Annotated in this window: 18 protein-coding genes; 5 read left to right on the top strand and 13 right to left on the bottom strand. The window is 58.5% G+C overall.

The genetic code is table 11. The features are described from left to right. Window positions 1-5: 5 nt before the first annotated feature. From ALQ04_RS15090 to ALQ04_RS15070, 5 genes are read right to left on the bottom strand one after another with little or no spacing between them, the layout of a single operon-like run. Entirely contained in the window at window positions 6-839 is an 834-nt protein-coding gene (locus ALQ04_RS15090) for a DUF2797 domain-containing protein (protein ID WP_183142184.1), read from the bottom strand. Then, the gene (locus ALQ04_RS15085) at window positions 836-1,096 is read right to left on the bottom strand and encodes a YeaC family protein (RefSeq protein ID WP_122316551.1); all 261 of its coding nucleotides are present in this window, start codon (window positions 1,094-1,096) and stop codon (window positions 836-838) included. The genes ALQ04_RS15090 and ALQ04_RS15085 overlap by 4 nt, the downstream gene beginning before the upstream one ends. A gap of 29 nt (window positions 1,097-1,125) precedes the next feature. Further along, entirely contained in the window at window positions 1,126-1,998 is an 873-nt protein-coding gene (locus tag ALQ04_RS15080) for a rhomboid family intramembrane serine protease (protein WP_122316550.1), read from the bottom strand. Further along, a complete protein-coding gene (locus ALQ04_RS15075) occupies window positions 1,995-2,966 on the bottom strand; it encodes a metallophosphoesterase (RefSeq protein ID WP_122316549.1) in 972 nt (323 codons plus the stop codon). The genes ALQ04_RS15080 and ALQ04_RS15075 overlap by 4 nt, the downstream gene beginning before the upstream one ends. Then, a complete protein-coding gene (locus tag ALQ04_RS15070; protein ID WP_025260972.1) occupies window positions 2,966-3,856 on the bottom strand; it encodes an NAD(+) kinase in 891 nt (296 codons plus the stop codon). Before ALQ04_RS15070 ends, ALQ04_RS15075 begins: the two co-directional genes overlap by 1 nt. A gap of 131 nt (window positions 3,857-3,987) precedes the next feature. Here ALQ04_RS15070 and ALQ04_RS15065 point away from each other — a divergent pair, with 131 nt between their 5' ends. Then, a complete protein-coding gene (locus tag ALQ04_RS15065) occupies window positions 3,988-4,971 on the top strand; it encodes a DUF1853 family protein (RefSeq protein WP_122316548.1) in 984 nt (327 codons plus the stop codon). Here the strand turns inward: ALQ04_RS15065 and ALQ04_RS15060 are convergent, their stop codons facing one another. The 6 genes from ALQ04_RS15060 to ALQ04_RS15035 form a co-directional block, all read right to left on the bottom strand. After that, window positions 4,972-6,180 carry an MFS transporter gene (locus ALQ04_RS15060; protein WP_122316686.1) on the bottom strand — a complete coding sequence of 403 codons (1,209 nt, stop codon included), beginning with the start codon at window positions 6,178-6,180 and terminating at the stop codon, window positions 4,972-4,974. Window positions 6,181-6,332: 152 nt separating this feature from the next. Then, on the bottom strand, window positions 6,333-7,676 hold the full coding sequence (locus ALQ04_RS15055; protein WP_122316685.1) for an MFS transporter: 1,344 nt from the start codon (window positions 7,674-7,676) through the stop codon (window positions 6,333-6,335). A 104-nt stretch (window positions 7,677-7,780) separates the two neighbouring features. Next, a complete protein-coding gene (locus ALQ04_RS15050; protein WP_122316547.1) occupies window positions 7,781-8,689 on the bottom strand; it encodes a 1-aminocyclopropane-1-carboxylate deaminase/D-cysteine desulfhydrase in 909 nt (302 codons plus the stop codon). A gap of 95 nt (window positions 8,690-8,784) precedes the next feature. Further along, window positions 8,785-9,048 carry a bacteriocin immunity protein gene (locus tag ALQ04_RS15045; protein ID WP_122316546.1) on the bottom strand — a complete coding sequence of 88 codons (264 nt, stop codon included), beginning with the start codon at window positions 9,046-9,048 and terminating at the stop codon, window positions 8,785-8,787. 29 nt (window positions 9,049-9,077) lie between these two features. Beyond that, complete coding sequence (locus ALQ04_RS15040) at window positions 9,078-9,356, bottom strand: bacteriocin immunity protein (protein WP_122316545.1); 279 nt, start codon at window positions 9,354-9,356, stop codon at window positions 9,078-9,080. Beyond that, complete coding sequence (locus ALQ04_RS15035) at window positions 9,349-10,194, bottom strand: S-type pyocin domain-containing protein (RefSeq protein ID WP_409077264.1); 846 nt, start codon at window positions 10,192-10,194, stop codon at window positions 9,349-9,351. Before ALQ04_RS15035 ends, ALQ04_RS15040 begins: the two co-directional genes overlap by 8 nt. 52 nt (window positions 10,195-10,246) lie before the next feature. On the opposite strand from ALQ04_RS15035, the gene ALQ04_RS27695 reads away from it, so the two are divergent. Further along, window positions 10,247-10,393 carry a hypothetical protein gene (locus ALQ04_RS27695; protein WP_409077263.1) on the top strand — a complete coding sequence of 49 codons (147 nt, stop codon included), beginning with the start codon at window positions 10,247-10,249 and terminating at the stop codon, window positions 10,391-10,393. Here ALQ04_RS27695 and ALQ04_RS26770 read toward each other — a convergent pair. Together ALQ04_RS26770 and ALQ04_RS15020 are read right to left on the bottom strand one after the other, a co-directional pair. Continuing rightward, window positions 10,341-11,198: a hypothetical protein gene (locus ALQ04_RS26770; protein ID WP_147466604.1), complete on the bottom strand. Its 858-nt coding sequence runs from the start codon at window positions 11,196-11,198 to the stop codon at window positions 10,341-10,343. The two genes, ALQ04_RS27695 and ALQ04_RS26770, sit on opposite strands and share 53 nt — an antisense overlap. 341 nt (window positions 11,199-11,539) lie before the next feature. Further along, window positions 11,540-13,576 (bottom strand): NADPH-dependent 2,4-dienoyl-CoA reductase, encoded by a 2,037-nt coding sequence (locus tag ALQ04_RS15020; protein WP_122316541.1) that lies wholly within the window; start codon window positions 13,574-13,576, stop codon window positions 11,540-11,542. Window positions 13,577-13,779: 203 nt separating this feature from the next. On the opposite strand from ALQ04_RS15020, the gene ALQ04_RS15015 reads away from it, so the two are divergent. From ALQ04_RS15015 to ilvA, 3 genes are all read left to right on the top strand, one after another. After that, window positions 13,780-14,928: a carbon-nitrogen hydrolase family protein gene (locus tag ALQ04_RS15015; protein WP_122316540.1), complete on the top strand. Its 1,149-nt coding sequence runs from the start codon at window positions 13,780-13,782 to the stop codon at window positions 14,926-14,928. A 2-nt stretch (window positions 14,929-14,930) separates the two neighbouring features. After that, complete coding sequence (locus tag ALQ04_RS15010) at window positions 14,931-15,971, top strand: AraC family transcriptional regulator (RefSeq protein ID WP_122316539.1); 1,041 nt, start codon at window positions 14,931-14,933, stop codon at window positions 15,969-15,971. Between the two features lie 504 nt (window positions 15,972-16,475). Beyond that, on the top strand, window positions 16,476-17,623 hold a 1,148-nt coding region (gene ilvA, locus ALQ04_RS15000; RefSeq protein ID WP_122316538.1), incomplete at its 3' end, for a threonine ammonia-lyase, biosynthetic.

Here is a 17,623-nt window from a genome sequence, read left to right as displayed (position 1 = left end):
CCTTATTACTGATGCACGGCCAGTTGATAGGCCGTGTACTTGCGAATATTGACCACGCCGGTATCGAAAATCAGGTATTGGCCCTTGATCCCCAGCAGCGTGCCCTCGGCAATCGGGTTCTTGTCCAGGTTGAAACTGACGATCTTGGTCGGATACGCCTCGACCGGATAACGAAACTCGACGGGCTCGGCGTCCTGCAGCAACTGGATGGCCTGCAGGCCGAATCGGTCCTGCAACTCCTTTAATCCGGCAGCGCAACTGTCGAACAGTTCCTGGCGAATGGCCTTGAGATCCACCGGCTGCGCATCGCCCTTGAGCAAGGCGCGCCAGTTGGTGCGGTCCGCAACCTGACTGCGCAGCAGGTCTTCGACGAAGCCGGACTGCTGCCGGGTCGCCACGCGCAGGATCGGCAGGGCCTGGCTCGCACCCTGATCCAGCCAGCGGGTCGGCAACTGGGTGGAACGGGTGATGCCGACCTTCACGCCCGATGAATTGGCGAGATAGACGATATGGTCGGTCATGCAGAACTGCTCGCCCCATGACGGATCACGGCACGTACCCTGATCGTGATGGCACTTCTCCGGGCTCATGATGCACACGTCGCACTGGGCCAGCTTGAGCATGCAAGGGTAGCAATAGCCCTGGCTGTAGCTGGACTTGGTCTTGCGACCGCAATGGCTGCAATGGATCGCGCCCAGGTATTCCAGGCGCACGGTCTTGCCGATCAGCGGATTGACCGGAATTTCCACATCGCCCAGGCGAAAGTTGTATTGCACGAACGACGCCTCATCCTGGCGCGCCGACATTTTGTTGACTGCTCCGCGACCAATCTCGATCAATGGATGGCATCCGACTTGAACAGGATATTGGCCACCGGCTCGGACTTGGACGCACATTCCTGCGGGCCCATGTAGCCGATGCGCTGGTCTTCCGGCAGGTTCTGCGCTTCCCAGGCGATCAACGCCTGCAAGGACAGCTCGCGCTGCTCCTGAGTCAGCTTGCGGCCATCGGACCATTTGCCGATTTCCACGGCCAGCTTCAGGCTCTCATAGATATCCGGGGTGATGTTTTCAATCATTTCTGCAAAAGAGGACATTAAGGTGCTCCAGAAAATAGCGGGCAATTTCAGGTTCTGCGGCGAGCGATGGCTCCGCCCAAAAGCCCTGTGACACAACCGATGATCAGACCGCCGACATGAGCGCCGTTGGCGATTTCGCCAAAGCCCAGCATGCTCACCAGCCCGGACAGACACAGCACCAGCCAGACCAGCATCATTATCAGCACGCCACGTGGCATGCGGTAGACCGGATTGGGCGCCAGCAGCTGGAAAATCCAGCAATGGCCCAGCAATCCATAAAGAACACCCGACAACCCGCCAAACAGGCTCGGGCCGCCGAACACATATTGAACCGAGTTGGAAACCGCGGCGAACAGCAGGGTCAGGCCCAACAGATGCCAACGGCCCTGACGCAGCTCGATGCGACGTCCAAGCTCCCAGTACCACAGCCCGTTCATGGACAGATGCAGGATGCCGAAATGAATCAGCATCGGCGAAAAGATCCGCCACCACTGCCCCGCTGCCAGACTGTCGGCAAGCGGCGTGAACATCGCGTAATCGCCCTGTACCTGAAAATCCAGGAAAGTCAGCCAGCGCAGGGTATCGAGGTCATCGCCCAGCAGGGTGAAGCAGGCAACGATCAGAGTCGCCAGCAATACCAGCGCAGTCATCGGGCTGGCGCGTAGTTGCTGCATGAAGCCAGGACGCTTTACCTCGATAATGGCGGCGCCAGGCGGCAGTTGGTAGGTGTCGTCACCCTCGGGAAAGCGGGCGTACAAATGACGCACATCTTCGGCAAGTTGCCCGGCATCCGGTACCCACAACACTTGCTCGCCAGCCTCTTCGCTGACCCGATGCGGAACGCCAAGGCGTTGCAACAAGCTGATGAAACCGGTCAGGTCCGTGCTCAAGGGCAAACGCAGAGCGGCGACGGGAATCATGATGCAACCTCGGGCCGCTGCACATCGACCCAGACGAACTTGTCCGGGTCGAGCCGGGTTTCCTGATCCAGACGATAAGCCACGAGCTTGCCGTAAAGCACCGCGCTGTAATCCAGGCAGGCCAGGTTGGGCCGGATCGGTGCCGGTATGCCGCTGCGCCAGTAATGGCCAACAAACAGCAACGGCTCGTCGATGCCATAACGCAACAGGGCGTTCTTTTCCGAAGTGGACAGCGGCGTCTTGGCCACGCCTTCGGGCAGCGCATCGGGCTGGAACACCACATCGCCATAAGTCTGCGGATCGTCTTCCCAGAACTTGGTGCGGAAAAAGGCGCGGGACAGGCCGTCACCGCCGGTCAGGGTCAAGCCGTGCGGCAGGCGCATGTCGGTGCCGCGCAGCAGGCGGTTGAAAACGCCACTGGCAAAACTCCCCGGTACTGCCGAGGCCTGGACGAAATGCTTGTCGATGCAGCCATTGCCGTGCAGGCCGCGCAACGGCTTGATCAGACTCGGGTCCCAACAGGCGTGAACCACGCGAAAGCGGTCGGCGTCGATATACAGCGGCAGCTCATAGAACCATTGGACAAACTCGCTCCATTCCGCCGGATACTGCTCGAACTGCGCCAGGGTTTCGCCGATCAACCGCGCATGCCGCGGCGTGTGCTCGCGTACAAAGCGCTGGCTGCCCTCAGGCAGGGCCGGGGTCACCCAGCCCAGCGCATTGAACTCATGGTTGCCCATGATGCAATAGGCCTGCCCCGCCTGGACCATATCGCGCACGATATGCAGCGCTTCGCGAATCCTCGGGCCGCGATCAATGATATCGCCGAGGAAAATCACCATGCGTTCAGGATGACGCCAGACGCCCGCCTGAAAACGGTAGCCGAGCAGTTCCAGCAAGTGCTCAAGGGTATGAGCACAACCGTGCACGTCACCGATCAGATCGTAGCCACGCGCAGGATCGAGCATCAGTCGCCTCCGGCGCCGAGTCTGCTGCCCCAGCCGAGCTTGGTGCGGCAGACTTCGTAATAGTTGTGATCCAGCGGATGAATCAGGCGCAGCTTCTGTGATTTCTTGCTGACGGTAATGGTGTCGCCCGGCGCACAGGTGAAATGGTTCTGGCCATCGCAGGACACCTGGGGATAGATCGTCATGTCCTTGGAGACGACGATTTTCAGCTCGCTGTTGCCGTCGACCACGATCGGCCGACCAGACAGGGTGTGCGGGTACATTGGCACGATGACGATGGCATCGAGCTTGGGATGCATGATCGGCCCGCCTGCCGACAGCGCGTAGGCGGTCGACCCGGTCGGCGTGGCGACGATCAGGCCGTCAGCCTTCTGGCTGCAGACGAACTGGCCATCGATATAGATCTCGAATTCGATCATCCGCGTCGACTTGCCGGGATGCAGCACTACATCGTTGAGCGCATCGCCCTGGCCAATCGCCTCGCCATGCCGACGGACCTCGGCCTGGAGCAGGAAGCGGTTTTCCACCAGATAGTGGCCTTCGAGAACTTCAGCGACCTTCACTTCCAGTTCGTCGGGACGGATATCGGTCAGAAAACCCAGGCTGCCACGGTTGATGCCCAGCACCGGAACGTTGTGCTTGGCCAGGGCCCGCGCCGCGCCCAGCAGACTGCCGTCGCCGCCGACCACAATCACCATGTCGCACACTTCACCGAGCATCTTGCGCGACGAGGTCTGCAGACCGTGACCGGGCAGGACTTCAGCGATGGTGTCTTCCAGAATGACGTGCAGATGCCGGTCCAACAGGAATCTCTTGAGTCGGCGAACGGTATCGAGCACCTGGACACTGCCCAGACGGCCGATGATGCCGATATTGCGAAATTGCTCCATGGGGCTCCTGCTGCGGGTTCGATACGGCTTTAAAGAAGTGGATTATGGGCGAAATGGCCTTGCAGCGGCAATGTATGCCGTTTTCGCGAATGAATTCGCTTCTACCGGAACAGTAAAGCTATCCTCGATACATGACTCTCTTCCCCAGCCTCATCGATCTGCCGCGTCAGCTGCGCCATCCCGAGGTGCGCGACCTGGCCTGGGTCATCCTCGCCCCGCCGATGCTCGATCAGACACCCTGGCCGCAACGCCATCCGCTGACCGGCAGCGCCTGGGTGCAGGAACCCGGACAACTGGCGGACTTCCTGCTGCAACTGGATCAGGACAGCAGCCCTCTGGAGCACTGGCTGTCGCTCAGCGCGACACGGCGGCTGGGGCTCTATTACGAACGGCTCTGGCAGTTCGCGGTACATCATGCACCGGGGGTCGAAATCATCGCCGCCAACCTGCCGATTCGCCAGGAAGGCCATACGCTGGGCGAACTGGATATGCTGCTGCGCGACCGCGATGGCGTGCATCACGTGGAACTGGCCATCAAACTCTATCTCGGCCCGCAGGACGGCGACGGCCGCGACACCGCGCAATGGCTGGGCCCTGGATGTCATGACCGGCTGGACCGCAAGCTGACCCACCTGAGCCAGCATCAACTGCCGATTTCCGCACGGCCGGAAAGCCGCGCAACGCTGGCGGCGCTGGGTATCGAGGCCTTTTCCGCAGAATTGTGGCTAGGAGGCTATCTGCTTTATCCATGGCCGGGTCACAGCAGCGCGCCCACCGGCGCGCACCAGCAGCACCTCAAGGGGCGCTGGCTGCATCAACGTGACTGGCAAGCGTTCATCGCCCAAAGTCCGGACGGTCGCTGGCAACCGTTGCCGCGCCATGCCTGGCTGGCACCGGCGCATTACGCCCAGGCGTGGAGTCATGAGCAGTTGCAGGACTGGCTGGAGCAGCTCGACCCGCTGGCGCCGGCGCAACTGCTGGTGCGCCTGAATCAGAACCCGCAGGGCGACTGGGAAGAAACCGAGCGCCTGTTTCTGGTATCGGACATGTGGCCCAATCTGGCCGATACCAGCAACACCGTCAGCCCTCTCGAAGTGTCGACACCTTCGGCCTGATCACTTGGTCCTGGGCAGGAACACGGTCAGGATCCCGAGCAGCGGCAGGAACGAGCACAGGTTATAGACAAACAGGATGCCGTGACTGTCGGCCAGATAACCGAGCAGCGCCGCACCAATCCCGCCAAAGCCGAACATCAGGCCAAAGAAGATCCCGGCAATCATGCCCACGTTGCCCGGCACCAACTCCTGGGCATACACCACGATGGCGGAAAACGCCGAGGCCAGGATGAAGCCGATAATCACGCTCAGCACGCTGGTCCAGAACAGATCGGCATAAGGCAGTGCCAGGGTGAACGGTGCCGCACCCAGAATCGAAAACCAGATCACTTTCTTGCGGCCGATTCTGTCGCCAATCGGGCCACCGAAAAAGGTCCCCGCCGCCACCGCGCCGAGAAACAGGAACAGATGCAATTGCGAGCTGGCCACTGACAGGTCGAACTTCTCGATCAGGTAGAAAGTGAAGTAACTGGTGAGGCTGGTCATGTAGAAAAACTTGGAAAACACCAGAAACGCCAGGATGCCCAGCGAAACAATCACCCGCTTTCTCGACAGCCCGTGCGTTGCAGCCTGCCCGGCCTTGAGCTTGAACAGATTCAGGTGCGCCCGATACCAGCGGCTGATGGCATACAGCAAACCAAGGGAAAACAGCGCAAACAAGCCGATCCAGACCACATTGCCCTGACCGAACGGAATGATGATCGCTGCCGCCAGCAGCGGACCGAATGCCGAACCGGTATTGCCTCCAACCTGAAAGGTCGACTGCGCCAGGCCAAAACGGCCACCGGAGGCCAGCCGGGCAATACGTGAGGCTTCAGGGTGAAAGGTCGAAGAACCAATGCCGATCAACGCCGAAGCCAGCAAGATCAACGGAAAGCTGCCAACCATCGACAGCATCACGATACCGATCAAAGTACAGATCGAACCCAGCGGAAGCACCAGCGGGTTGGGATGCCGGTCGGTGTAATAACCGACCCAGGGTTGCAACAGGGAAGCGGTGATCTGGAAGGTCAGAGTAATCAGCCCGATCTGGGTGAAACTCAAATCGTAGCTGGCCTTGAGCATTGGATAGATCGAAGGCAGTACCGCCTGAATCAGATCGTTGATCAAGTGCGCCAGGGCGACCGCGCCGATAATGCGCATCACCAATGGACTGCTCTGAGGAGTCGTCGAGGCCGCGGGAGAACCGGGCTGAGCGCTGATCGCCATGGATTTCATCCGTAAAAATGGTTTTGGTATGCCCTCAATCTGATATTACAAAATGTGTCATATCCAGACGAGGGCCGCCAATGTGCCATTTTTCGCTGCGCGCGTGGCATTTTTTGTTGAGTATTTGCGACAGGCTTAAACCAGTAGCGAATTTATTCGCGAACCAGTTCCGACAAATCCCCGCCCTTCCCCACCACCGCCACATCATGCAATGAAACCTTCGAGGTTTCCGGCAATGCCAGACCACCCAGCAAGGCCAGAACCGCGACAGCAATCAGGTAGAAAGCCGGTGACAGGTTGCTGCCGGTGCTGCTGATCAACCAGGTCGCCACCAGCGGCGCGGTCCCGCCAAACAGGGTGTAAGCCATGTTGTAGGTAATGGCCGACGCGGTGTAGCGGGTGCGGGTCGGGAAGGTTTCCGACAGCAACGCCGCAGTCACCACGCCGCACAATACTGCGCCAATCGCCAGCAGCATCACGCCCAGAATCGAAGCCGCGAACGAGCCCGAACTGGCCATCAGGAAAGATGGAAACACCACCAGCATCAACAACACGCAGGCCGTCACCATCGTGGCACGCCGCCCGACCCGGTCGGAATAGGCGCCGGCCAACGGGCAGATCGCGGCCGCGAACAGCAGCGCAATCAACGACACCAGCAATGCCGTGGCCCGACTCAAGCCGCCTGCGACTTGCAGGTAGGTGGCGAAGTAAGTGGTGAACATATAGAACGACAACGCCGTCAGGGAAATGAAAGCCCCCAGGCAACAGATGGCAGCCCCGTGATTGCGCAAGGTTTCCTTGAGCGGCGAATGAGCCACTGCATGCTCCTCGGTTACCGCCTGGAAAGCCGGGGTTTCATCCAGCCTCCAGCGCAGATACAAACCAACCAGCCCCAGAGGAGCCGAGATCAGGAACGGCAGGCGCCAGCCCCAACTGCCCATGGTTTCAGCCGACAGGGCCGCTTCGAGCGCATAGGCCACCACCGCCGCAGCGGCGAAGGCCGAGAATGTCGAAACCGGCAGGAAACTGCCGTACCAGGCACGCTGGTCCTGCGGAGCATGTTCCATCAGATAGGCGCAGGCACCGGCATACTCACCACCCGCCGAGAAACCCTGGGCACAGCGGATGATGGTCAACAGGATCGGAGCGGTCACGCCGATGGCTGCATAGGTGGGCAGCAGGCCAATCAGGGTCGTGGCGGCCGCCATCAACAGGATGGTGAAGGCCAGGGTGCGTTTGCGTCCGATCCTGTCGCCCAGCATGCCAAAGAAAATCCCGCCCAGAGGCCGGAAGGCAAAGGCCACGGCAAAAACCGCGAAGGTTTTCAGCAAGGCAGCGCTGGGGTCGGTACTGGGAAAGAATTGCAGGGCAATGGTGGTGGCCAGAAAGCCATAGACCGCAAAGTCGAACCATTCGACAAAATTACCGATGGCGGCAGCCACGATGACTTTTCTCAAAGTCGCAGGATCGACCTGCTCTACAGCGCTAGTTGTCATGCTGACCTCGGCCATTGATGGGGGAATGGACCGATTATCAGGACAGTGAATGGAAGGCTTTACTCTGAAAGTGTCATCCACGTAGTCAGGGACGACGCCCGACTTCAGGACATCATGGCCCGCCGACCTTGCAGGCCGCCGGTGTGAACGAAAATCAGGCGAGTGCCCGGAATGAAGCGCCCGGCTGCCACTTCATGGTGCAGGGCCAGCAGCGCCTTGCCGGTGTAGAGCGGCTCCAGCGGGATGCCGCTCTGTGCTTCGGTACGAGCAATGAAATCCAGCAGATGCGCATCGGTTCTGGCAAACGCACCACGACTGGCATCGATCAGATGATAGTGTGGGCAATCCCCAGCCAGCGCCGCCACATTCTGCGCCACGCCATGATCGTCCGGGACCGCCAGCGCACCGTACACCGCATGCGCCCCGGCTTCCGCCAGCACCAGCCCGGCCAGAGTGGTGCCGGTGCCTGCCGCCAACCACCAACCGTGATAATCCTCCCAGCCCAGGGACTGCAACGGCTGTTTTATCAAGTCCAGCAATCGGGCACAGCCCAGCGCGCCGGACATTCCGCCGCCACCCTCGGGAATCGGGTAAAGCTCGGGATACTGGGTCTGCCAGGGCGACCAGAACCCTTCGGCATGCCGTGCGCGATAACCGGCATAACCCAGCCAGTGCAGTTGCATACCGAACGCTTGCAGATCGAGCACCGTGGGCGTCAGTTGCTCATGGCCGCGCAACAAGCCAACTGTGGGAAAACCGAAACGCTTGCCCGCCGCGGCCAGCGCATGCAGATGATTGGAATGCGCACCGCCCAGGCTGATCACCCCGGCAGCGCCCTGCCGGACCGCGCAGGCCAGATGCTCGGTGAGCTTGAACCACTTGTTGCCACTGATCAGCGGGTCGATAAGGTCCAGTCGCAGGATCGCGACTTCGATACCTGTCCGTTTCAACCAGGGCAGGTTCAGGAGTTCGAGCGGGGCAGTCGGACGCCAGGTCAGTGCAGAGGCAAGCATGAAAAGATCAGAAATGAGGGGACGGGCCGAAGTGTACAGCTTTTGTATACCGCTGGGCCCTGGTCCCCACACTCAGCAACTTGCAGACATCCCGATCACTCGACCTTGAACCCCGGCTTGCCGTTTTCGGCTCGCCACTGCTTGATGGTATTCACGATGCCTTCTGGAGAAGAGTCTGCATCTGGCTGTGGGTAAAAAATGAGATCGTCTCCGAAAGGATGCTCGATGATCGCTCTGAAGTGATTGACCCATAGTTGGTGTTCAACCTCAGTTGCTGCGTTGACCAAGCAAATATCCGTCACAAAATGGATAAATTCCTGCTCGGTGTAGTCCTCGATTTTATTTTTCAATTTAGTCATGTTTCAGCTCCGAATTAATTTAATAGCGTTCATGATTTTTCTGAAAACTCGGCCTTAAACCCTGGCTTACCATTTTCAGCTCGCCACTGCTTGATGGTGCTCACGATGCCTTCTGGAGAAGAGTCTGCATCTGGCTTCGGATAATAAATTAGATCACTACCATCTGGATGCTCGATAATCGCCCTGAAGTGCCTAACCCATTGCCTGTGTTCAGCTTCACTTGTTGCGTTGACTACGCAAATATCCGTTACAAAACGGATAAACTCTTGTTCGGTGTAACTCTCAATTTTATTTTTCAACTCAGCCACGCTTCACCTCCGAATGTAACTTAATATGAACCCTAGGAGTCACAACACGTAGATTATCAACATCATAAACAGCTCCCCCTTTGAAAATAAAGTCTACATGATGTATCTCGAACACATCTCTCTTACCAACAACATATTCCATGGTTACGGTCGGAGCGTAACCTTTTTTCATCTCCGCTATATTATGCGCAGTAAAATGAAGCACTAACTTTTCATCATTCGCTACCAGCTTCCAGAAGGCCTCTCTAAAGCGAGAAAAATTACTGAACTGCTTACCTCGTAATTGTTCGGCTATCTGCTTCGGTATAGGAGCCCCGCCCCCCTCTACGAGTGCTCCTAGCCAGTTACCTGAAACAGTCTGCCCCTCACCGCTCACGACTCCTGGCATATTTCTAGGATTTTGGAAAACCACGTAAAGTGCAGGCAGTCCAGAATCAGCAGGGAATATAAAAACATAATCATCGATCTCGACATCATCGAGTTCCGGGTAAGTGTCAATACTGCCAGCAACAGGTATCAATGTGGCACCGCCATACACTGACACTTGAGGTGTATCGACAGGTAGTGCAGTAGAACTGTTGCCAGGATCGGCTATTGGCGTCCAGATCATGGTCTTGGACGGTATATCCGGCGTTGAGACCGAGTAAACATTCTGTACAGAATCATATATCGCAGCGACAACCCGCACGTTTCTCGATATATGTACCCCGTCAGCGGGAATGGCGATAACCTCCGTGTGCCCGCTGCTCGCCGATTTAAAGCCGAGACGGACAGGTAGATTTATCGGGCCATGGTTTATCTCAGTAATCGGCGATGCTGTCAGATCCGTTAGCGGCAACGTGAGTGCGTAGCGATTTGGCAACTCACCGTTTCCCAGTTCGGAGGGATAAATCAAGGCACTTACACCGACCAAAAGACCAGAAGCTGCACCAGTAGCCAACTCACTCAAAGCGGCAATCGAGGCGCGCATAGAGGCCTGCAAGGTTAACGCAGCACCTTCGGCCGCCAAAATCCTCCCGGCCGTAGTAACAAGTTGAGCACCGGCCGCAATTGTCGCCCCTGAAAGATATTTGAAGCGACCTGCTCTGGCCCCCGCTCTTTTTGTAACCTCTCGGCTTCCCTCTGAACTTGTTCCGCCACTGCTCGCGCTGCTGCTTCCGCCTGAGCCTGTTCCGCCGCTGCTCGCGCTGCTGCTTCCGCCTGAGCCTGTTCCGCCACTGCTCGCGCTGCTGCTTCCGCTTGAGCCTGTTCAGCTGCGGCCCTGGCTGCTGCCTCTGCTGCTTGCCTTTGCAGTTCCGCCAGTCTTGCGCGTAATGCAGCCGATTGGCCTGCCAACTTCCCAAGTGACTCCTGTGCAAAACGGCGCTTATAAGCTGCTTCATGAGAAGTCTGGGCAAACCAATGAAGTTCTCTAGGGCGAGGGTGACCATTTATAAGGCGGATAACTACATCCATTTGCTGTTTATGAGTCAACGACAATGGATCAGCCCCATAAAATCGATCCGCCTCCGAAGAAACCTGTTGGATTTCAGCTCTCTTTTTTTCCATAAGCTGTCCGCGCAAAATCAACTCACGCTGAAGCCCTTCGATCGTATTTGTGTCTTGAATAGTGCCCCCACGAGCGACACTGAGTTCTTGACCAAGAACAGAATCAAGCAAAGCCAGACTGGTTTGAAAGCTTTTCTCCCAATCCAAGAGGGTGTGATACATGAAAGGTCCAAACCGCATAGCTTCCGGTATCGCGGGCGCTGATGCTCCCGTTGAGCGCCCAAGACTAAAATCCACAGTCGGAGGCTGCGCCCCAATATAAATAGGCGGTAGTGTTATTTGTTTCTTTGACATTAATCATCCTTAAAACAACGCCCCCCTGAATACAGGACTTCAGGCACGTATAAAAATGCATCCATGCAGTTATTAAAAGTAACAGAACAATAGGGCAAGGCCACTAAACAAATCCGTTTAAACACTACACAGGAAAAATGTACAGCAGCACAAAAAACAAGACCAATACAATTTATTACAAGCAAAGATCACAAATATAAAGTTCGATTTTTTGAAAAATCAAAAGCAGACACGCCGCAACTGGCCGTAGGAAACACCCGAAGCCAAGAAAGTATTTTTCGCACCAAAAAGAAAAGGCGCTTGCGCGCCCTTTCAACCAAAAAGAATGGATCAGTTCAAAACTACAAGGCCGCAGCCAGTCGTGATCCCTGATCGATCGCCCGTTTGGCATCCAGCTCCGCCGCGACATCCGCGCCGCCGATCAGGTGCACGCTCTGCCCTGCCTCGACCAGACCGTCATACAACTCACGCAAAGGGTCCTGCCCGGCGCAGATAACAATGTTATCCACCGGCAGCAGTTTTTCTTCGCCTTCGCCAATCCGGATATGCAGGCCGGCATCGTCGATCTTCAGGTACTGCACGCTGTTGAGCATCTGCACCTGCTTGTTTTTCAGGCCAGTGCGGTGAATCCAGCCGGTAGTTTTGCCCAAGCCGTCACCAACCTTGGTGTCCTTGCGCTGCAACAAGAAGACCTGACGCGCCGGGGCAGGCACTTCGGCCTTGATGCCCGCCACACCGCCACGCGCCTGCAAGGTGGTGTCGATGCCCCACTCTTTCCAGAAGGCGTCACGGTCCTGGCTGGTAGACACACCCTGATGGACCAGAAACTCCGACACATCGAAGCCGATTCCACCCGCGCCGATCACCGCCACGCTGCGTCCGACCGGCTTGCGTTGCAGGATCACGTCCAGATAGCTCAGCACCTTGGGGTTATCGATGCCCGGAATGGCCGGTGTGCGCGGAACGATGCCGGTGGCCAGCAGTACTTCGTCAAAACCACCCTGCAACAGATCCTGCGCTGTGACCCGAGTTTCAAGGCGCAACTCAACACCCGTGTTCTCCAGCTTGTGCTTGAAGTAACGCAAGGTTTCATAGAACTCTTCCTTGCCCGGTACCCGCTTGGCGATGTTGAATTGACCACCGATTTCACTGGCCGAATCGAACAGTGTCACCTGATGCCCGCGCTCTGCCGCCACGCTTGCAGCGGCCAGCCCGGCAGGTCCTGCGCCCACCACCGCGATTTTCCTGACCTGGCGCACGGGCAGGTAATTGAGTTCGGTTTCATGACAGGCACGCGGGTTGACCAGGCAACTGGTCAGCTTGCCGCCGAAGGTATGGTCGAGGCAGGCCTGGTTGCAGCCGATGCAGGTATTGATTTCCTCGGCGCGACCGGCTGCGGCCTTGTTGACGAACTCCGGGTCGGCCAGGAATGGGCGGGCCATGGACACCATGTCGGCATCGCCTTCGGCAAGAATCCGCTCGGCGATTTCAGGAGTATTGATCCGGTTGGTGGTGATCAGCGGGATCTTCACCGCGCCTCGCAACCTGGCCGTGACCTTGCTGAACGCTCCGCGCGGCACCTTGGTGGCGATGGTCGGGATGCGCGCCTCATGCCAGCCGATACCGGTGTTGATGATGGTCGCACCGGCCTGTTCGATGGCCTTGGCCAGGGTGACGATTTCTTCCCAGGTACTGCCGCCTTCGACCAGATCCAGCATCGACAGGCGGAAAATGATGATGAACTCGGCGCCCACCGCTTCGCGAACCCGACGCACGATCTCGACCGGCAGACGCATGCGGTTTTCGTAGCTGCCACCCCAGCGGTCGGTACGATGATTGGTCTGCGCCACCAGGAACTGGTTGATGAAGTAGCCTTCGGAACCCATGATTTCCACGCCGTCATAGCCGGCGCTACGGGCCAGGGTCGAGCAGGTCACAAAATCGCTGATCTGCTTCTCGATCCCCTCTTCGTCCAGCTCTCGTGGCGTGAAAGGGTTGATCGGTGCCTGAATGGCGCTGGGCGCGACTTGCTCGGGGCTGTAGGCGTAACGCCCGGCATGCAGGATCTGCAGACAAATCCTGCCGCCCGCCTCATGAACCGCTTCGGTGACGATACGATGCCGCTCGGCTTCTTCGGCAGTGGTCAGTTTCGCTGCGCCTTTATAAACCCCGCCCTCCTTGTTGGGCGCTATGCCGCCAGTGACCATCAGCCCTACGCCACCTTGCGCACGCTCGGCAAAATAGGCAGCCATCCGCTCGAAACCTCCCGGCTGCTCTTCGAGACCGGTATGCATCGACCCCATCAGGGTACGGTTGCGCAAGGTAGTGAAACCCAGATCCAGCGGGGCCAGCAGGTGCGGATAGCGAGTGGCAGTCATGAGACGCTCCATCGGTTTCATCACGGAAAAACAGAGGCCTCTGCGTGCCCCCTTATTTTATTGCGGGCCATTTCTGCGGCCCGTTCATGACACAAACAGTAAAGAGCCGACCGGCGTCGCTCAATGACCGAAAGTGACAAGTTATTGATCCAAACGTGCAGGCAGGCTAGTGTCCTGTCTTGACCACGGATCAACAGTCTTCCATGCGTAAATTCTTCGTTGCCTGCCTCATCCTGGCGAGTGTGGCCACCCTTGTCAGCTATGGCCTCTGGACCGGACAACGTCCCGAGGGGCATTACCTGTCCGACCTGCGCATTCACCTGGCCATCAATTCCGGCCAGCCCGCCGAGCGCGGCAATCTGCTGGGAATCGAGCCGGAACTGTTTCCCACCGACTACCAGAATCCGCAACGCTTGCATCGAAAACTGGCCGCCTACCTGCAACATGCCCGCGAACAGGGCCTGATCAATGCCCGGACCATTGTGGTGTTGCCGGAACATGTCGGCACCTGGCTGTTTGTAACCGGAGAGAAAAACCAGCTGTTTCAAGCCAGCGTCCGGGATCAGGCCATGAGCTGGCTGCCTTGGAGCAATCCGCTGACGTTCATCAAGGCCTTTGTCCAGGCAACCGGTGAGAATCGGCTGGAAGATGCTTATCTGCGCATGAAGGCAAGCAGCATGGCGCAGGATTACCAGACATTGTTCGGTGGTCTGGCCAGAGAGTTCGGCGTAACGCTGGTGGCGGGCAGCATCGTCCTGCCGGAACCTTATGTCGAAGCGGGCCAGCTACGGATCGGCAGTGGAGCCCTGTATAACAGCAGCCTGGTGTTTGGCAGCGACGGCCTGCCGCTCGGCCAGCCGCAACGCCAACTGTATGCAGGCCCGTATCAGCACGATTATGTCCAGAGTGCAGGCAACAAGGCCGCGCTGAACGTCATCGATACCCCGGCAGGCCGCCTGGCAGTGTTGATCGGCAGCGACAGCTGGTATCCGGCCAATTACGCACGCCTGAATGACAACGGCGCCGAACTGATTGCCGTGCCGGCCTTCGTGGCTGGCAGAAGCAGTTGGGACAGCCCGTGGCGCGGCTACTGGGGCAAGACCGAAGCCGCGAGCAGCGAGCTGAAAGCCGGCTCCGTCAGCGAAGGCGAAGCCTGGCGCCAACTGACCCTCACCGGCCGCGCCCCGCAAAGCAACGCGCGGGCAGGCATCAGTGTGTTCATGCACGGGCAGTTCTGGAATCAGGGCAGCTCCGGACAAAGCTTTGCCAGCCACAACGGGCAGATCATTGGCGAGTCGCCCGGGGGGGGCCGTGCCATGAACGGTGCCCGCCTGATCAATCTGTGGCTCTAGACATGCCTGACCTGACGCTGCGTCTTGGTGATCTCTCCGTCGGCTTTATCCAGAGCCTGGGTGAAGCCGTGCGCAGCTTTGATCACGACCCTGCCCCGCTGCTGGAGCAATACGGCCTCGATACGGCGCGCTTGAGTGAGGCTGGAGCGCGTTTGTCGATCCCGCGCTACATGCGCCTGGGCCATGCGGCAATCCAGCTTACCGGGCAGGCCGGGCTGGGTTTGCGCATGGGCCAACTGACACGCCTCGGCCAGCTCGGGCTGGCTGGCGTCACCGCCGCGCAAGCACCGACAGTGCGCGAGGCGGCGCGAGTCCTGATCCGTTTCGAGGCGCTGTATGGCTCCAACTATCGCGGCCAGTCGAGCTTTCATGAAGACGCCGAAGGCGCCTGGCTACGCTTCTACTCCATCAGTCCCTACAACGCTTACAACCGTTTCGTGGTGGACTCGATCCTGTGCGGCTGGCTTACCCAGCTGTCCACACTGGCTGGCAAGCCCTTGCGTGGCCAACGGGTCGAGATCGAGTTTGAAGCGCCCGAATATGCAGCCGAGTACAGCTTGCTGAGCGATAACCCGGTGATCTTTGGTGCAGCCACCAACCAGTTGCGCCTGGATCAGACCAGCCTGGAATTGCGCAATCCCGAGCATTGCCCGAGCACCTGGCAGCACTTGCTGCAATTGTGTGAAAAGGAACTGGAACAACTGACCCGCACGCGCAGCCTGCGCGAGCGCATCATTCGCTTGCTGGGACCGTTATTGAACGGTGGCAGGGAGCCCGATCTGGAAGAAATTGCAGCCCGGCTCAAGTTGCCGACCTGGACGCTGCGCCGAAAACTGGCCGATGAAGGCACGCGCTTTCGCAGCATTCTCAATGACACACGTCGTGACTTGGCGATGACCTACATTCGCGACACTGAACTGGCGTTCGGCGAGATCGCGTATCTGTTGGGATTTGCCTCGGCAGAGGCCTTTCAACGCGCCTTCAAGCGCTGGAACAGCCAGACCCCGGGAGAGTTTCGCCGCAGCCAGCGCCAGAGCGCCTGAGGCCCTTCACAGCTCGGTAGCGTCGTCGGCGGGTTCCAGCGGATCCAGTTCAAAGGCGCGGGATTCGAGCAGCTCTTCTTGATAGTCGTCCATTTTTCAGTCCTTTTGGCTTAATGATTAGTTCTTTTACAACAGTGGGATAACTGACCACAGCTCGCAGAATAAAGTGCCGACATGAAACAAAAATGTCACTGCATAGAAAAATACGAGTCGCAGACGGGGGAATTTAGCGCCCTCTTCACCCTTGACTTGGCAGCACCTCTGGCCATAACCTCCAGCCCATGAACGCACTCAAGCAAAACCTCGGCCAGATTATTATTACCGTCATTCCAGTCATGGCGGGTTAGCCGACGTTTGCAAAAAACCCGCCCTGGAGGCGGGTTTTTTCTGTCTCCCGGGCCACTTACCAGACCAGGAGTCAGACATGATCATTATCCATCGCTCTATCGCCCTTCTCTCTGCGTTGAACCTGAACGTCATGCCTCTGCACAAGGTAACGACGCGATGACCGATCTGCTCAACCACTACGCCCGCAAAATCCTCACCTCCCGCGTCTACGATGTCGCTGTCGAAACCCCGTTGCAGAGCGCTCGCCAGCTTTCCGAGCGGCTGGAAAACCAGATACTGCTCAAGCGTGAAGACCTGCAGCCGGTGTTTTCCTTCAAGATTCGTGGCGCCTATAACAAGCTGGCGCAGTTGAGCCCCGAGGAACTGGCGCGTGGCGTGGTCACCGCTTCGGCGGGCAACCATGCACAAGGCCTGGCGCTGGCAGCCAGGGTGCTGGGTATCAAGGCGACTATCGTCATGCCCAAGACCACGCCTGAAATCAAGGTCGAGGGCGTGCGCTCGCGGGGCGCTCAGGTGGTGCTGCACGGCGATTCGTTTCCCGAAGCGCTGGCCTACTCGCTGAAGCTGGTGGATGAACAGGGCTTCGTCTACATCCACCCGTACGACGATCCCGACACCATCGCCGGCCAGGGCACCGTGGCCATGGAAATCCTGCGCCAGCAGCCCGGCCAGCTGGACGCGATCTTCGTGCCCGTGGGTGGCGGCGGCCTGATTGCCGGGATTGCCGCCTACGTCAAATACCTGCGCCCGGATATCAAGGTGATAGGCGTCGAGCCGGACGACTCCAACTGCCTGCAGGCCGCCATGGCTGCCGGTGAGCGCGTGGTTTTGAGTCAGGTCGGGCTGTTTGCCGATGGCGTGGCGGTGGCGCAGATTGGTCATCACACCTTTGAAGTGTGCCGTCAGTACGTCGATGAAGTGATCACGGTCAGCACCGATGAAATCTGTGCAGCCATCAAGGACATCTACGACGACACCCGTTCCATCACCGAACCGGCGGGTGCGCTGGGTGTGGCCGGGATCAAGAAGTACGTCGAGCAGCGCGGCATCAGCGGCCAGACGCTGGTGGCCATCGACTCCGGCGCCAACGTCAACTTCGACCGCCTACGCCATGTCGCCGAGCGTGCCGAACTGGGTGAAGGCCGTGAAGCCATCATCGCGGTAACCATTCCCGAGCAGCCGGGCAGCTTCAAGGCGTTCTGCCAGGCCATCGGCAAGCGCCAGATCACCGAATTCAACTACCGCTACCACACCGACCGCGAAGCGCACATCTTCGTCGGTGTACAGACCCACCCGGAAAACGA

Source organism: Pseudomonas cichorii, assembly GCF_003700275.1.
In the GTDB taxonomy this organism is placed as follows: domain Bacteria; phylum Pseudomonadota; class Gammaproteobacteria; order Pseudomonadales; family Pseudomonadaceae; genus Aquipseudomonas; species Aquipseudomonas cichorii_B.
Note: the sequence above shows the minus strand (reverse complement) of the source record. Positions and strands in the feature narration are given on the sequence as shown.

Excerpts from the sequence above, each read along its gene's own strand:
- ALQ04_RS15085 (WP_122316551.1), bottom strand. The coding sequence starts at position 1,096 with ATGTCCTCTTTTGCAGAAATGATTGAAAACATCACCCCGGATATCTAT.
- ALQ04_RS15080 (WP_122316550.1), bottom strand. The coding sequence starts at position 1,998 with ATGATTCCCGTCGCCGCTCTGCGTTTGCCCTTGAGCACGGACCTGACC.
- ALQ04_RS15075 (WP_122316549.1), bottom strand. The coding sequence starts at position 2,966 with ATGCTCGATCCTGCGCGTGGCTACGATCTGATCGGTGACGTGCACGGT.
- ALQ04_RS15070 (WP_025260972.1), bottom strand. The coding sequence starts at position 3,856 with ATGGAGCAATTTCGCAATATCGGCATCATCGGCCGTCTGGGCAGTGTC.
- ALQ04_RS15065 (WP_122316548.1), top strand. The coding sequence starts at position 3,988 with ATGACTCTCTTCCCCAGCCTCATCGATCTGCCGCGTCAGCTGCGCCAT.
- ALQ04_RS15060 (WP_122316686.1), bottom strand. The coding sequence starts at position 6,180 with ATGGCGATCAGCGCTCAGCCCGGTTCTCCCGCGGCCTCGACGACTCCT.
- ALQ04_RS15055 (WP_122316685.1), bottom strand. The coding sequence starts at position 7,676 with ATGACAACTAGCGCTGTAGAGCAGGTCGATCCTGCGACTTTGAGAAAA.
- ALQ04_RS15050 (WP_122316547.1), bottom strand. The coding sequence starts at position 8,689 with ATGCTTGCCTCTGCACTGACCTGGCGTCCGACTGCCCCGCTCGAACTC.
- ALQ04_RS15045 (WP_122316546.1), bottom strand. The coding sequence starts at position 9,048 with ATGACTAAATTGAAAAATAAAATCGAGGACTACACCGAGCAGGAATTT.
- ALQ04_RS26770 (WP_147466604.1), bottom strand. The coding sequence starts at position 11,198 with ATGTCAAAGAAACAAATAACACTACCGCCTATTTATATTGGGGCGCAG.
- ALQ04_RS15020 (WP_122316541.1), bottom strand. The coding sequence starts at position 13,576 with ATGACTGCCACTCGCTATCCGCACCTGCTGGCCCCGCTGGATCTGGGT.
- ALQ04_RS15015 (WP_122316540.1), top strand. The coding sequence starts at position 13,780 with ATGCGTAAATTCTTCGTTGCCTGCCTCATCCTGGCGAGTGTGGCCACC.
- ALQ04_RS15010 (WP_122316539.1), top strand. The coding sequence starts at position 14,931 with ATGCCTGACCTGACGCTGCGTCTTGGTGATCTCTCCGTCGGCTTTATC.